The sequence below is a fragment of the Nocardia pseudovaccinii genome (assembly GCF_050942345.1).
In the GTDB taxonomy this organism is placed as follows: Bacteria; Actinomycetota; Actinomycetes; order Mycobacteriales; family Mycobacteriaceae; genus Nocardia; species Nocardia pseudovaccinii.
The window spans coordinates 4,860,288-4,874,711 of the sequence record NZ_CP192074.1 but is presented as its reverse complement, the minus strand read 5'-3'; the positions used below and the strand labels follow the sequence as shown (position 1 = coordinate 4,874,711).

Here is a 14,424-nt window from a genome sequence, read left to right as displayed (position 1 = left end):
CGTGGCTTGCGGCGTCAACTGAATCCGAATCGAATCAACCTCGGACTCCGACGCCGGGTGGTCGCCTTATTGGGGACTGGTCGCCGTGACCAATCCTTTGCGGGATAAACATCGGCAAGGATTATTCACAACGGAGTTGTCGGCCGACAGGGCCCATAACCGAAATAAGTGAGTCGGGCGGAATTGTTGGAGGCCGAATCGTACTGTGTCATCACCAAATCTTGTGGAGGGAGTGCCATGAGCATGGACCCAAGCGAGCAACGCCGAACCGGCCACCAACACAGAGCGGACCGTGATTGTCCGACAGATCACGGTGCCAACGCGGTACTCAAAGCTGCTCTCGAATTAGCGCTCGTCCTGGTGGACGCCGCCGCAAGGGCTTCGCCATGGGATCGGCTTTCCCGTGCCGCACAAGCATGCGCCGAGGCCGGTATTCCCCTCGAGACGGTCTGCGCAATGGTAGGCGATGACATCGAGAAGATCTCGATGTCACTGAACGTCAATTTCACAGCCACTACGACGACGCCGATCGCTGCGAGCGACGACGACCCGCTGCGCTCCTTTGCCGAGTCATTGAGGTCCACGATCGTGGGTGCCTATTCCGGTACCCCATAACTATCCGCGATGACGCCGAGTCAAAATGCCACCGCATGCCACTCGCGTTGCACGCCAGCAGATCGTCCATCGCAATACCCACCCGATCTGGGCGAAGAACGGTGATACCAGTCGATGTCACCGACCGGCACCTCGACGTCGAGACGCGACGTCGAAGTCGCAGCCGTGCTCCGGGCGCACCGGCGCTCGAGGGCAGAGGCGTTCGCACGTGCCATCACCCCGCGCCCTGCATGCCGACTACTTACTGCACCAGGGCTTTTCGGCCTGCACAGATACCCCATTCGTCGGTGCGACGTGGCGGGTACGCCCGGAGGAACCCTGCGCGGCTGTCAGGTGGTCAGTGCGTCGTAGGCGGCGATGAGGATGCTGAGGGCTCGCATATTGTCGTCGGTGCACTGCATCTGGTTCATCACGTAGGACACGGTCATGTGGTGCTCGACATCGACGAGCACCAGGGAGCCGCCCCATCCGCCCCACGAGCAGGTGCGGCCCTCGAGGCGGTAGCCCATGCCCCAGCGGATCGGTCGTTGCAGGACACGATCGCGGCCGTGGAACTGTTCTTCGAATACGCGGTCACAACCGGCCTGTGACAGCAGGCGAACACCGCCGAGGCTGCCGCCGCAGGCGAGTATCGATTGGACCGCGGCGACCGAGCGTGCGTTGCCGTGACCGTTGATGGCCGGGATCTCCGCGCGCCGCCACGCCGCGGAATGCGTAGCGGCGCAACGTCACCGTCCCGGCCGCTGTTGCCAGTGCCCGGGTATGTCGGGCTCGAGCGGCGGCCTGCGGCGGGCAGGCGTTCACCGTGGGCTGCTGATGGGCAGCCGACGCCGACGCTGTGATGGTGGCGTCAAAATTGGTTGATACCAACATCTTCCGTGTGATGTGGTGTCAAACTTCGCTGGGTCAGCGTTGTAGATGACCGATGTCACCAGTCAGGAGATGTGTGCATGCCACCTGAGATCGATTCTGCTGTCTTCCCTCATCTGGATGCGGACCTGGACCGTGTCCGTGATGTTCTCGGGCCCGTGCAGTTTCGGGGCAGGCCTGAGCTGACCGCGCTGACCGACGAGGGGCCGGATACGTCTCGTCGCCTGGTGCGTCCGACGTTGACGTTGCTGTCGTACTACCTGCTCACCGATCCGGCGGCACCGGCCGGTGACCGGGCGGTGCGCGCCGCTGCCGCGGTGGAGTTGCTGCATCTGGGGTCGCTGTATCACGACGACGTGATCGATCACGCGGATCAGCGTCGTGGCCGTCCCAGCGCAAACGCGGTGTGGGGTTCGCATATGGCGGTATTGGCGGGCGACTGTGTGACGTCCTCGGGTACGCGCATGCTGGCCGAACTCGGCCAGCGTGAAGTTTCCGCGGCGGCGATCGTTAGTGAGCAGATGTGTGCGGGCATGGTGATCGAGGCCGCCGATGAGTATGTGGCTTCGCGAAGTGAGCAGTCCTATCTGGAGGCGATCGGCGGAAAGACGGCGGCGTTGCTGTCGTTGGCGTGCCGGGTGGGTGCGATGCAGGCCGACTGTTCCGATGAGCACGAAGAGGCGCTGGCCGAGTTCGGTCGATACTTCGGGTTGGCCTACCAGTTGTGTGATGACATCCTCGATTTGACCTCGACCGCCGAAGAAATGGGCAAGCCGGTCAACACCGATCTGTTCGAGGGCATCTACACCTTGCCCGTGATCCGCGCAACTGCCCGCGACCGCGGTCTTGCTCGCCTGCTGGGCAGGCGGATGACGCGGGAGCAAACCGCGCGTGCCCGTGAGCTCGTGATCGCCTCCGGTGCCGTGGACGAAGCACAGGCGGTCGCCGAGGAGTTCGTGGCCTTGGCCGATGGTCGGCTTGCCACCGTGGCCGTCGACCCGCGCGTCCGCCACGCGATCACCGCTTATACCCGGTCCGTTCTCGACCGGCGGTCTCACCGCCCGATGGCCTCCGAACCCTCGACGCCGCCACAGGCCGGCAGTCACCTGCTCTCGCCGCAGGCCATGTCCTGGCTGAGGAACTGGATGGCCGACACCGGCCTTATCGCCTCCCCGGCCGAGTTCGACCATCACCGATGGGCAGGAGCGTTCGGGTTCCCGATACAGCTCGCAACGACGGTGGAGACCGCCCGTGAAATGGCCTGCGTCGCCATGGCCGTGCTGGTCCTTGTGTGGGATGACTTGTTCGAGGATCCGCAGTTGAGCGATCCGGAAGCTGTCACCGCGCTGCGGCGCGGGATGGTGGCTGTGCTGCGCCAGGATCCGCAGGCTCCGTGGCGGTCCGGCGCGATTGCGAAGGCGTGGGCGAGTGTGTGGCCACGCCTGCGCGAAGGCCGCACCATCGCTTGGCAGGAGCGGTTCCTCGACAACGTCGAAGACTGGTTCGAAGCCTGCGAACGCGAAGCGCACCATCGCATCGACGGCTACATTCCCACCACGGCTGACTACCTGCCACTGCGGATATCGACCTTTGGGGTCGACACCGCCCTTGCCTGTCTGGAGGTGTTCCGAGACCTCGAACTGCCCTCGACGCTGCGGAGACACCCCGTGATCCGCCGCCTCGAGGAACTTCTCTGCTGGGTGACGGCCGCAGAGAACGACCTGGCGGGGCTGGATCGGGACGAGGCCGATCATGTCCCCTACAACCTGGTCAGGGCGATCTGTCACGAGACCGGATGCAGCCGCGACGAAGCCGTCGAGCAGGTGCGGCACCAGCTGACCGAGAAACGCGCCCAGATCGAGGCGGTGAGTCGCTACATCCCCGCGCTCCTTCGCATGATTCCCGGTCTATCCGGTCGGCGCAAAGAGTACATCTCGATCTACGAGGACGGCAGGGACATGGCGTTCTGGCTGCATCAGTCCGACAGGTACACGCCGACCTCCGCTTCCGCAGCGCCGGACTTGGAACGCTTGCGCCATGAGCTCTACCACTACCGGGTTCCCGCTGTGCCGTAAACCCGCAACCCAACACACCTTCCCTGCTCCGCCCGATCCCCGGTCCTCGTCGATCCGGACCAGCGTGCCGAGTCGAGGACCGGGTATCCGCTCGCGACAAGCGTGGACACTTACAAGACGCGTCCTGGCTGCCGGGAAACCCGGCACCCGAGTGTCGTTCACCGCGAGTGAAGGTCCGTGTCGCTGCTCATACCGTTGAGAGGCGGCACGAAAGTCACAGCGGCAAAAGGCATTTGGATGTCGGTGCGCAACTGATCGGTCGGTAATCCAGTGGGACGCCCAATATTCGGCAGGGCTCTGTCCGGCGGCCGGTGGACAATTCGCATCCAGGCCAGCCGCTGGTGACCCGCCTGAACCGCGGCAGTTCGCGTCGCCTCTGTCCGGCGGGGGGTACCTGGCCTGCACGTCCGCAGCGCTTCGCCGAGTCGAACTGCTCATCGAAGGCAAGGGTGGCGGCGGTGGCGTTTCCAGTACATGGATTCGCGAATTGGCTGTTCTGGCATGTGTTTTCGTGGCGTATGGGTAGCATTCGAGCGGTGGTCGGGCGACTACATCGGCGGGTAAGGGGTGTTGATGGAAGTACAGGACCTCCACCATTCATACGGCAGGCGGTCGGTGCTGCGTGGCATCGATTTCGCGCTATCTCCGGGGATGCTGGTGGGCATCGTCGGTGAGAACGGAACGGGCAAGTCGACGCTGTTGAAGGTTCTCTCGGGAGAGTTGCGTCCGCACCAGGGGGTGGTCCGCCACCGTGGGCGCTTCGGTTACTGTCCGCAGCAGGTGATCTTGAACGATGCGTTCACGGTTCGCCAGCACCTGAATTTCTTCGCCGCGGCCTACGCGGTCCCGGATCTGCGGCGGGCCGAGGAGACCATGGAGATTCTGCGTTTCTCCGAATACGCCGAAGAGCGGGTCGCGACGCTGAGCGGCGGCACCCGCCAGAAACTCAACCTGACGCTGGCGGTGATGCACGACCCGCAGGTTCTGCTACTCGACGAGCCGTATCAGGGTTTCGACTGGGAAACGTATCTGCGTTTCTGGGATCTGGTCGCGCAGTTCCGTGACACCGGTGGCTCGGTTCTGGTCGTGTCGCATCTGGCCTACGACACCGACCGGCTCGATCAGGTGTGGCGATTGCGCGACGGCGTCCTGCAGGGCAGAGAGGAATAGGCCGGATGAGTGAGAATGTACGGCTGTTCGTGACAGCCACACGCTACGGCCTGATCGAGCATGCGCGTAACCGGTTCGCCATGCTGTTGGTCGCTGTCTTCATCCCCCTATTCGTCACGCTGGCGGGCCTGATCATCACAGACACACAGGTACCGTTCCGGCTTCGAGACACCGATATCGTCGTGCACGCCAACGGCAATGAGCTCGCCCAGATCTCCGGCGCCCTGACCGCGGTCTGTCTGATCATCGGGTTCATGATGTTCGCGGCGACTTTCAGCAGCGGCGCATTCGACCGGCGTTTGTGTATGGCCGGATTTCCCCGGGTCGCTTTGGGTTTGGCGAAAATCGCTTGTCTGGTGGTGGCCGCGGTGGCGGTCAGCGCCTACGCCACCGTGGCCATCTGCTTTTCTTGGTCGCCGCACCAGCCGATCCTGCTCGCCGCGGCGCTTTTCTGCGACGCGATGACCTACGGGGCACTCGGTGTCGTGTTCGGCACGCTGCTGCGCCGAGAGGTGGAGGGCATGTTCGCGATCGCGATGATCAGCTGCTTCGACATGGTCGTGCAGAACCCCATCGCCAGTATCGGAGCGGACAGTGATTTCGTGCGCTTGCTGCCCTCCTACGGTGCCATGCAAGCTTCGACCACGGCCGGTTTCTCCGACAGCACACCATTCACCGGATTGGCCGTGCAACTGGCCTGGTTCAGCGCGAGCGTCCTGGTCGGGCTGGTCGCTTTCCATCTGCGCACCCGCTCGGCTCTTGGTCCCACCATGCCGATCGGCGTGCCCGGACAGTCGGCGAAGCATTGATCGGTCTCTCCGCACGACCATCTGGTGAATGGTTCGGTACAACCCTCTTCGCCCGGCAACGTGGGACTTGGTAGTGCAACTGCACTCGTACGCTTCGTTGCTGTTAGACCTCGTCGCCAAACAAACGGGCCCCTCCAGCCGCCCGTCTCATACAAATGAAGCAGATTCGCCAGCTTCCGCAGATCAACGAGACTGCCTCAGCATCAACGAAATTCGGACAGCCGCTTCGCCGACGTGTTTGCCCAACGGCCAGTCTCGGCGGTGCCGACAACTGCTCGCGGTCGACGCCACGACGATGCTTCGTCAGCATGGTCTGATGAACGTCTTCCGTGTCGCTGGGGCGGGTGGCCGTTCGCGGTCGGATCCGCGCCAGCGCGGAGTCGGTGGGTCTCGTCTTGTTGTTGTGCGGCGAGGCGGCCAGAGCTTCGGTTTGGTCGATGAGTTTCTCGACAGATATCAGATCCGTCGTCAACTCATCCGACAGACCGTCATACGTGATTATGTGCTCCACCCGCGTTGGTTCATGCGTTCGAAGTAGGCGGCGGCGGCCTGTATTTCGTCCTCTGTCATCGCTTTTGGGAGCTGTGACGCTGGGTCGACCTGTCCAAATGCTTCGCCGATCGCCTTGGTCCCGGCTTGGACGCGTGGGTCGTCGGTGAGCGGGCGGATGGCCTTCTCGACCTTTGCTGCCGTGTCCTGTTCGGCGTGGGCCCCGGGCCTCGATGGCGGCGAGGTGGCGCTCGAGCCGGGCGCCGACGCAGGAGCGCGCGCCTCGACATCGAACGCACCTGCGCCCCGTCCTGTGGACTTACGCGTCGGTCGAGGCCACACGCACCATTGTCGCCACGGGCGTCACTACCCTGGTCGACGCCGAGCGTCAGCGTCGTTGGGCAGCAGACCCGTGAAGAACTGTCCCAGCCCACGCATCACGACGCACGGCAGGCAGGCGATCGTCGGTCAGGTGCGGTTGGACATCGAACGAAACGCGCGCCGCGCGCGGGAACGAACGGCGGCAAAATCTAGCCGCCCCAGCGGCCAGGCAGTGGTTCAAACCTCGACTTCGTGCACTGCGGCGCCGGCTCGGACGTCGAGAACCGCCAGCAGCACCATCCGGCATACGGCCATTTCCGACATGTGCCCGCGCAGGGTTATCACCACGTGGGCTGCGGCTCGCCGGCATTCCTGGACGAGGTCGACGAATGCTGGGGGCAGCGTCCCGATCTGGGGTGAGGGTTCATGGAATACCGTAGCCAGCTCGTAGCCGAGCGACCTGGCGGTGTTCCGCAGCCGGTCTTCACTCGAATCCGAGTCGCTGGCACCGAGTAGATCGTCGCGCAGATATCCGTATGCAAGAGGCAATAGAGCAGTTGTCATGGGTGATTCGGTTCCGGTCGGAGTCGGCCCAGCCACCGGAGATTGTGTCTCGGTGCGCCGGTTGGATCTGCTATCGCTGTGCGGCCTGCGCGCACGTACCCGTTTACTGTTGACTCGACGTAGCGGTCGAGCTCGGCTGCGATCCGGCTGCTTGGCTGTGAAGTTCGGCGCCGCATCCCTGCACGACAACCACCCTGCGTCAGTGACAACAACCCCACATCCGTGACATACCTAAGGCATACCGATGCCGCAACCTGAGCAAGCCGGGATCCGATGGTGTCGGTGGCAGGGGAAGATGATCACCGCGCGCATCTCGAACGGCCACTTTGTCGGTGCCCTTGGTTTTAACCGAGTCAGGGAGTACGAAGGGATGCTAGCCGTGCTGAGAGTCGTCGTTTGCCTTGGTCAGGGGAGTCTGCCGATGCTGGCGATTGTAGGCAGGCATCATGCAACGACAGTTCTGCGGTCAGCGCGGTCGTCGGGTGGTTTCGCCTCGGACCCGGTCTGCGAATTCCTTGGGAATGTGCGCGGTGATGTCTCTACGTGAGGTGATGTCCAGTTTATTGAAAATCGCCGCGATCTGGGTGTCGACAGTTCGGGACGACTTGCCATGACGGGTGGCAATGGCGGTGTTGGTCCACCCGGCCGCGGCCAGGATCGCAACCTGTTGTTCGGTGCGAGACAGTTCGTCCCAGTGCGAGGCGGGGGCCTCGTCCGCTGAAGCCTCGGTGGTCAGAGTGCCCATTGCCAGCCGTTGCACTTCGTTTCGTTCCGGACGCAGACGCATGCCTCGGGATTCTGCCGCGGCGAAGGCATCGGGCCCCAGCACTCGACGGGCGACAGCGATGGCTTTTTCGGATTCGTCGAGCAGAGGGCCCGACGCCTTGATGTCGATGCCGAGTTTGCCCCGTAGGGTCGCGGTGCCGCCGACCAGGTAGGCGATTTCGGTGGCCAGGGCAACCAGCTTCTTGCGGTCGGGTTTTCCGGCGACGATCGAGTCGGTGATGATTTGCGCCAATGACCAGGTCCGGTACTGCACCAACCACACCGCGGCCCATTGCTCGTTGGTGGCGAGGTGATATGCCAGCGAGGATCGTTCGAGGGCCAGTGCTTCGGTGGGGTTGCCGTGTCGGGTCAAGGCGGCCGACCTGGTGAGTTCGGCGCAAGCCTTTTCCCATGGAATTCCGGAGACGTTCGCGCGATCGAGGTACCGCTGCGTGATCTCTTGGGCCTGCTGCGCGGTTCCCAGCATGCCTGCGGCCAGGGCAGCGAACAGCTCGTTCATCGAGGCAGCGCCGTGGTCGCCGTAGGCCTCGAATTTATCCCGGGATCGGCTCAGGACGGTGATGGCGCGGGCGTCACGGCACGCGAATATCAGCTCCGCCCCCCACGCGAATTCGACTGGAGCGGGCAGGCCGATGTCGGTCTCGGCGGTATCTCGCCAGTTCCGCCTGGTGTCTGGGTCGGGAATGCAGGCGGCGACGCAGTCCTCGAGCATCTGTTCGGCGTCCTCGATGGTGCCTTGGAGCGTGGCGAGCCACGCGATGGTGGCCATGGCCCCGATCTGGAGTTCAATGGGTTGCGGGGTCGCTGTCCGGGTGGCGTCCAGACAGCGCAGGGTCCATTGGCGTATTTCACGTACCGAGCCGCTGGTGAAGCACACCTGCAGGGTGATCAGCCCTAGACAGATCTCCAGACCGTCTCCGGCTCGGCCCGGGGTGGTGATGCTGGTTTCGATCGCGGTGAGGGTGTTGGCCCAGACCGTCCGAGCCCAGTCCACCAGGGCTTGCCCTTCGGGACTGAACCAGTTGGCCGCGGCGTAGGCGATCTTGTCGTGGTAGTAGCGGCAGTGCCGCTGGGCCAGCCGGGCGGGTTCGTCCACCGCGTCGGTGGAGCGCTGGTGCAGTCGCTGCTGGGCGAATACCCGCAGGCTCTCCACCAGGGAATATCGCACTGCTGTTGCCGTCCTGTGCGTCGTGACCAACGACTGATCGACAAGGCGCTCGAGCAGGCCCTCGATCTCTGGCCGGGTCAGTGTCGCTTGCGTGTCGCTGGCTTCATCGTCGCAGCAGATTGTCTCGATTGCGTCCAACTCGGCACCCACATCGGGTGCGGCCTCTGCCGTGTCGTCGGGATTGGTGTCGTAGCCGGCGGCGAACACCGACAGGCGGTCGAAGAGCAGACGTTCCTTGTCGCTGCACAGCTCGTAGGACCAGGAGATGACATCGACGACTCCTCGATGGCGGGGGTCGACGCCCACGCGTGGGCCGTGCGACCAGCTCATTCGAGTGTCATCGGCATGGCCGGTGAGCCCGTGCAGAATGGCGGCCAGCGGTTGGCGAAGCAGGCGTGCGGCCGCCAATTGGATATAGAGGGGATGGTTGTTGACGCGGTGGCAGATCTCGGCGGCGGTGGCGGTCTGGTCGTCGCCGGTGACAGGATGTTCGGTGAGCTCGGCGCGATGCCGAAACAGGGCCAGGGCTTCGCGCTGCGATAGCGGCGGAACAGTGATTACGTGTTCGTCGATCCAGCCGACGGGTTCGCGGCTGGTGGCCACGATAGTCAGCCCCGGTACCGTGTCGATGAGGTCGGCGATCAGGGGCCCGACGCCGGAGACTACGTGCTCGCAGTTGTCCAGCACCAGAACCGTGCGCGGGGCACGCCCGGCGGAGTCGGTTCGAGTGAGGGTGTCGATCAAGGCATCCCACGCCGATCGCCCGGAGAAATCCGCCTCGATCACCGCGTGGGCAACTTCTTCTGCGACCGCGGTCGTATCCGAACCTGGAGTCAGTCGGGCCAATCGCACCCACCAGGCTCGTGTCTTCTTGGCTTCGGCCTTGCCGTAACGGCGCAACGCTTCGATGGCCAGACGAGTCTTCCCGATCCCACCCGGACCGGTGAGGGTGATCAATCGAGCCGGACCCAGCAGTAGGGTGCTGATTTTCTCCAGCTCGCGGTCTCTTCCGACAAAGCTATGGGTAGTGGTCGGTAGGCTGTCCACGCCTTCCCGACGCCTGACATCCATACAAGAGAATTGTAGTCCCCGCAAGCAGGCAGGCCCTTGTTGAGCAGACCTGGATCGCCCCACGTCCAGCGGTTATTGCTCCCGTGGGGACGCGGCGTTTTCCGGTGGCTCCCCCGCTGTTTCGCCGTCACCGGCAGTGGCGCTGCGTAACCCGACGCCACATCACCGCAAGCCCACCAAACCGGAGACAACACCGTCGAAGTCGCACTCGTAGTCATCCGGCCTCTGCCAGTGAATCGTCCTCGAGCCGGGCACCGAGTGCACGGCCTTCACCCCCACGGATGCGCGAGATCGCTGCCATCCAACTGACAGACCAGCCCACGCCGATGGCGCCCGACCATGGCTGCTGGGGCGGCAACGACCCCGTGGTCGCAATCCTCACAACGACAACGCAGTTCGGGGATTTTTGACGACGCACCTACCCCGATGACGACGGCAGCGGACTTACCGCGATGACGGTCGAGAAGAACACCGCCCAACTGTTCGAGCGAAGCGGACTCGCGAATTGTGGTCAGCAGGCTGATCGGGTGGGTATTTGCAGCGGTTGTGTCGAGGTGACGGTTTTCGGGCCTGCGGGGGTGTCGAAGGTTATCGGGTCGCCGGAGGTGAGGGTGAGCGTCGTGGTGTCCGAGGTGATGCGGACGGTGACGGTGCCGGTGCCCACCGAGAGCCCGTGGATGGTCATGCCGTGTGGGAATCCGTTGGGCAGCATGGGGTTCAGTCGCGGATTCGTATCGGTCCAGCGCAAACCGGTCGGGGCGTAGAGCAGTCCCTGCAGGAAACCGGCCGCGCCGGTAACGAAGATCCAGGCCGCCTGGCCGAGTACGTTGGCGCCGGAACGGTCACCGCGGGCTTCGGACTGGAAGTTGTAGGGACCGCGTACGTATGGCCGCACCGACTGGTCCAGGTAGTACTGGGTAAGGCAGGGGTCGTATTCGGCGCTGAGGATCGCGCCGACGGCATTACTCATGTTCGGGCCGTCGGGGTCGGTCCGGTCGAAGTAGTAGTGCAGGGTGTCGACCGGCGAGTACCCGGGTGCGGTGTAGGAGAACGGGTAGCTGAGCAGGACGGTATCCGCCTGCTTGATCGGTGCGCCCGCGTACCCGAGGTATTCGGCGGGTACGCCGGGGGCGGTGTCGGGTGGCATGGCCATGTTGGCGGCGATGTCGGCCCAGCGTGGGTCGACCGGCAGCCCCGCCAACCCCGCGGCCTGGGCAGCGATGCGCATCGTGTTCATCACGCCGCCGTTGGTGAGAGCGTTGTCGATCGACAGGGTGACGTATTCGTCGGCTCCGGCCGCGGGCACGTAATGGTATTTGCCGTCGGGCATTTTCGGGCCTACCCGGGCGGTGAGATAGTCGGCGATCGCGGTGATCACCGGGGCACCGTTGCTGTGCAGCCATTCCAGATCGCCGGTAGCGGTGTAGTACTGCCACTGAGCCAGGGCGATTTCGTTGTGCAGGTGTTCCTCGGTGAGCCCGCACACCCATGGTGAGGCGCATCGCTGGGCAGGGCCGTCGTTCCACGGATACAACGCACCCGGGAGCCCGTAACCGCGAGCGTTGGCCCGCGCGGACGGCAGGGCCTGGCTACGGAAGTCGACTATCGTGCGCGCCAGGTCCGGGTACAGCGCCAGCAGTGTCGGGAAGATCCAGGTGTCGGCATCCCAGAACGTTATGCCGCCGTAGTCGTCGGACGACAGTCCCGCGGGCTGCACGGACCACCGGTCGCCCGCACGGACGCTGGCCAGCACCGAATACATCGCCGCGCGAATCCACCGGGTGTAGTCGTCGCGCCCGTCGATCTCGATCCCCTTCTGCCACAACTGGTCCCACGCGTCGGCATGCGCGCCGTGTGCGGTGTTGTAGCCCTCCGTACGGCCGGACTCGGCCGCGGTGGTGGCAGCGGCCTGCGGATCGGGACCGTAGTCGGTCGACGAGATCCCCACGTACTTGGTGAAGGTGTAACTGCCCCCCTCGGTCACCGGGGTGGTGTAGCGGATCCCGGAGGTGGCGGGCAGCGCTGCGGCCACAGTGTGCTGTGGTGTATCGACGGCCGAAACCACGAACGCGGTGTCCGGCGAGCCGTCCGCGCGCACCCCTGCGACACTCTGCTGGCGGGCCGGATCGGCGAAGGCGGTCACCGGGGACGTCCGCCGCGTGGCAGCGGTGTCGATCAGATCGGTGACATCGAGATCTCCGGAGAAGTCCGGGGCGAGGGTCAACCGCTGCACCGCCAGATCGGGTCGCGAGCGGGACACGAACGTGTCGTAACGCAACCGTATCCGATGCTCGGGATCCGGGGTCCAGGTGACTTGCGTCGTCGCCGTGGCGGTCCGGTAATCCAGCGTCTGCCGGTAGTCGTTTATGGCCGCCGGATCCACGTCGGCTCGATATTGCTGACCGGCGACCCCGACGGTGAGCCCTGACCAGGCCGGTAACGCCGCGATCACCTGCGTGTACTGCGGCGAGGGACCCCCTTCGGCATAGAAACCCGCCAGATACGTGCCGGTATACCGAGGCTGCTGCAATGGAAACGCGGTACGTGCCGTGTCGCCGTAATCGTGATACCCACCGCCGCTGGGGGGCAGCATCGTGCCGATCCGCCCATTGCCCAGATATGGGGCGGCTCGAAAATCGTTCGGCGCGAACATATCCGAAGTGGCCGACCACTCCGCATCCGCGCCGTCGTTCGCGCCTCCCGTACTGGGCACCAGGGTCACCGGGACTACCACGCCGGCCAGTACGACCAACACCATCCACAGCCACCCACCCCGCGCCCGCACGGCGCTCCCGATCCAGGTCACGCCGCCCATCCTCAGAACCGGGCACGCGTCGGTCAACGCGACACGCACAAGTAGGTGGGCTACTTCGCGCCGATGCCGTCGCGGAGGAAGTCGCTGAGCTGTTCGCCGAACGGCTCGGCGATCTGGGTGTTGTAGTCGTTCCAGCCCTCTTGCTGTGCCTGCTGCAGGTAGTCGGGCAGCGGTCGGTGCAGCTCTTCGCTGACGGCTCGGTCGTGCAGCCGGCTCATCGCGTCGCGCAGGCTCCCGCCCACCGCGGCGGAGTTGTTCAGTTCGAGTTCACCGTCGCGGGTCGAGTAGTCGTAGAGCTCGTACTCCTCCTCGAGCGCCGGATCGATCTCCGCGGAGCCCTGCACCCAGTGCGAGTAGCGGACGAACTTCGCGTCGGCGGTCCGTACGGCCACCACATGGCCGGGTGCGTTGCGGTCGAACAGCACCGCGGCTTCCTCGATGGAGTGTTCGTCGGTGGTGTGCACGATCCAGGGCCGCCCCGGCGCGCCCGAGTCGCGGCAGACCGCGGCGATATCGTGTCTGCTTGCCAGATGGGCGTAGCGCTCCTCGCCGCGCCAGCCGTTGCCGCCGGTGCCGATGGTCAGCAGCAGTGGAGCAAGGTCGATGCTGGAGGTGAGCTGGGTGCGGGTGCCGGCTGCCGGAGTGAGGTCACCGCGCGGGTCGTAGACGAACAGCGGCACCCGGATGGCCTCGTCGTAGGCCCCGCCGCCCTTGCCGTGCAAGCCGTGGGAGCCTGCGTAGTCACCGTGATCGGAGGTGAATACCACCACGGTATTGGCCGCCACCTCCGGACGGGTCGCCAATTCCGTCAGTACCCGGCCGATCTGGATATCCACCTGCTGCTGGAACCACAGGTAGAGATTGAGCAGGTCGATCCACTCCTGGTCGGCATCGGGCGTGCCGTACGGCGCGACGCCGAAGGTCGCCGCCGACACCTGCACCAAGGCCATCTGCAGACGAGGCTTGCGCGAGAGTTGTTCGAGGGTTTCGTGATTGGCGGGCAGTGTGTCGATCCAGCGCGGAATGTTGTTGAACGCCGAGGTGCGCCGGGTCCAGCGCGGCCACCACTGGACATCGTGCGGGTTGACCAGCGACACCGTCGTACACCAGGGGCCTTGGCCCGCATCGGTATCGAACCAGTCGACGAACTGGTCGACGATCCGGCCGTCCATCTGCAGGCCCTGCTCGGGCGTCCCGTTGGGCGAAGGGTAGGTGCCGCCATCGAAGCCGTGACGCTCCAACCCGCCCGGCGTCGTGTCGGCGTCGTGGCCCAAATGCCATTTGCCCCACCACGAGGTGCGGTAGCCCTGTTCGCGCAGCATCGAGCCCCAGGTCGGGAAGCTCGGCGACAGCCGCGAGGTCGAGGTCGACAAACAGCCGGTCTGATGTGAGTACAGGCCGGTCACCAGCGCGCCGCGAGAGGGCGTGCAGTCGTTGGCGGCGGTGTAGTGCTGTTCGAACGAGACCGACTTGGACCGCAACCCGGCGATGTTCGGAAGGATGGTGTCGAGCACGGGCTGGTCCGGAAACCACATGGGGGCCCGCATCTCGTCGACGATGACGACGAGAATATTCGGCTTGTCGGGGTGAATGTCCATGCGCGGCCGGGCGGATGCGCTCGGGCTCCCGACGGTCATGGCAGCGGTCGCCGCCGCTCCGCTACCGAAGAAC

General features: G+C 64.8%; 9 protein-coding genes. 4 read left to right on the top strand and 5 right to left on the bottom strand.

Translation table 11 applies throughout. The features are described from left to right. Positions 1–237 precede the first annotated feature (237 nt). Positions 238–615 carry a hypothetical protein gene (locus ACQPZ2_RS21935; RefSeq protein ID WP_433527267.1) on the top strand — a complete coding sequence of 126 codons (378 nt, stop codon included), beginning with the start codon at positions 238–240 and terminating at the stop codon, positions 613–615. A 329-nt stretch (positions 616–944) separates the two neighbouring features. Here the strand turns inward: ACQPZ2_RS21935 and ACQPZ2_RS21930 are convergent, their stop codons facing one another. Continuing rightward, entirely contained in the window at positions 945–1,301 is a 357-nt protein-coding gene (locus ACQPZ2_RS21930) for a serine hydrolase (protein WP_433527490.1), read from the bottom strand. Between the two features lie 264 nt (positions 1,302–1,565). On the opposite strand from ACQPZ2_RS21930, the gene ACQPZ2_RS21925 reads away from it, so the two are divergent. From ACQPZ2_RS21925 to ACQPZ2_RS21915, 3 genes are all read left to right on the top strand, one after another. Continuing rightward, the gene (locus ACQPZ2_RS21925; RefSeq protein WP_433527266.1) at positions 1,566–3,560 is read left to right on the top strand and encodes a polyprenyl synthetase family protein; all 1,995 of its coding nucleotides are present in this window, start codon (positions 1,566–1,568) and stop codon (positions 3,558–3,560) included. A 573-nt stretch (positions 3,561–4,133) separates the two neighbouring features. After that, positions 4,134–4,730 (top strand): ATP-binding cassette domain-containing protein, encoded by a 597-nt coding sequence (locus ACQPZ2_RS21920; protein WP_433527265.1) that lies wholly within the window; start codon positions 4,134–4,136, stop codon positions 4,728–4,730. A 5-nt stretch (positions 4,731–4,735) separates the two neighbouring features. Further along, entirely contained in the window at positions 4,736–5,539 is an 804-nt protein-coding gene (locus tag ACQPZ2_RS21915) for a hypothetical protein (RefSeq protein ID WP_433527264.1), read from the top strand. Positions 5,540–6,586: 1,047 nt separating this feature from the next. On the opposite strand, the gene ACQPZ2_RS21910 is transcribed toward ACQPZ2_RS21915, so the two are convergent. The 4 genes from ACQPZ2_RS21910 to ACQPZ2_RS21895 all read right to left on the bottom strand — a co-directional run bounded on the left by ACQPZ2_RS21910 (position 6,587) and on the right by ACQPZ2_RS21895 (position 14,390). Next, positions 6,587–6,913, bottom strand: coding sequence for a hypothetical protein (locus tag ACQPZ2_RS21910; protein ID WP_433527263.1), 327 nt, complete (start codon positions 6,911–6,913; stop codon positions 6,587–6,589). A gap of 466 nt (positions 6,914–7,379) precedes the next feature. After that, positions 7,380–9,938: an AAA family ATPase gene (locus ACQPZ2_RS21905; RefSeq protein WP_433527262.1), complete on the bottom strand. Its 2,559-nt coding sequence runs from the start codon at positions 9,936–9,938 to the stop codon at positions 7,380–7,382. A gap of 511 nt (positions 9,939–10,449) precedes the next feature. Further along, the gene (locus tag ACQPZ2_RS21900) at positions 10,450–12,744 is read right to left on the bottom strand and encodes a hypothetical protein (RefSeq protein WP_433527261.1); all 2,295 of its coding nucleotides are present in this window, start codon (positions 12,742–12,744) and stop codon (positions 10,450–10,452) included. 59 nt (positions 12,745–12,803) lie between these two features. Beyond that, on the bottom strand, positions 12,804–14,390 hold the full coding sequence (locus tag ACQPZ2_RS21895; RefSeq protein WP_433527260.1) for a sulfatase-like hydrolase/transferase: 1,587 nt from the start codon (positions 14,388–14,390) through the stop codon (positions 12,804–12,806). Between the last annotated feature and the right edge of the window lie 34 nt (positions 14,391–14,424).

Excerpts from the sequence above, each read along its gene's own strand:
- ACQPZ2_RS21935 (WP_433527267.1), top strand. The coding sequence starts at position 238 with ATGAGCATGGACCCAAGCGAGCAACGCCGAACCGGCCACCAACACAGA.
- ACQPZ2_RS21925 (WP_433527266.1), top strand. The coding sequence starts at position 1,566 with ATGCCACCTGAGATCGATTCTGCTGTCTTCCCTCATCTGGATGCGGAC.
- ACQPZ2_RS21920 (WP_433527265.1), top strand. The coding sequence starts at position 4,134 with ATGGAAGTACAGGACCTCCACCATTCATACGGCAGGCGGTCGGTGCTG.
- ACQPZ2_RS21915 (WP_433527264.1), top strand. The coding sequence starts at position 4,736 with ATGAGTGAGAATGTACGGCTGTTCGTGACAGCCACACGCTACGGCCTG.
- ACQPZ2_RS21910 (WP_433527263.1), bottom strand. The coding sequence starts at position 6,913 with ATGACAACTGCTCTATTGCCTCTTGCATACGGATATCTGCGCGACGAT.
- ACQPZ2_RS21905 (WP_433527262.1), bottom strand. The coding sequence starts at position 9,938 with ATGGATGTCAGGCGTCGGGAAGGCGTGGACAGCCTACCGACCACTACC.
- ACQPZ2_RS21895 (WP_433527260.1), bottom strand. The coding sequence starts at position 14,390 with ATGACCGTCGGGAGCCCGAGCGCATCCGCCCGGCCGCGCATGGACATT.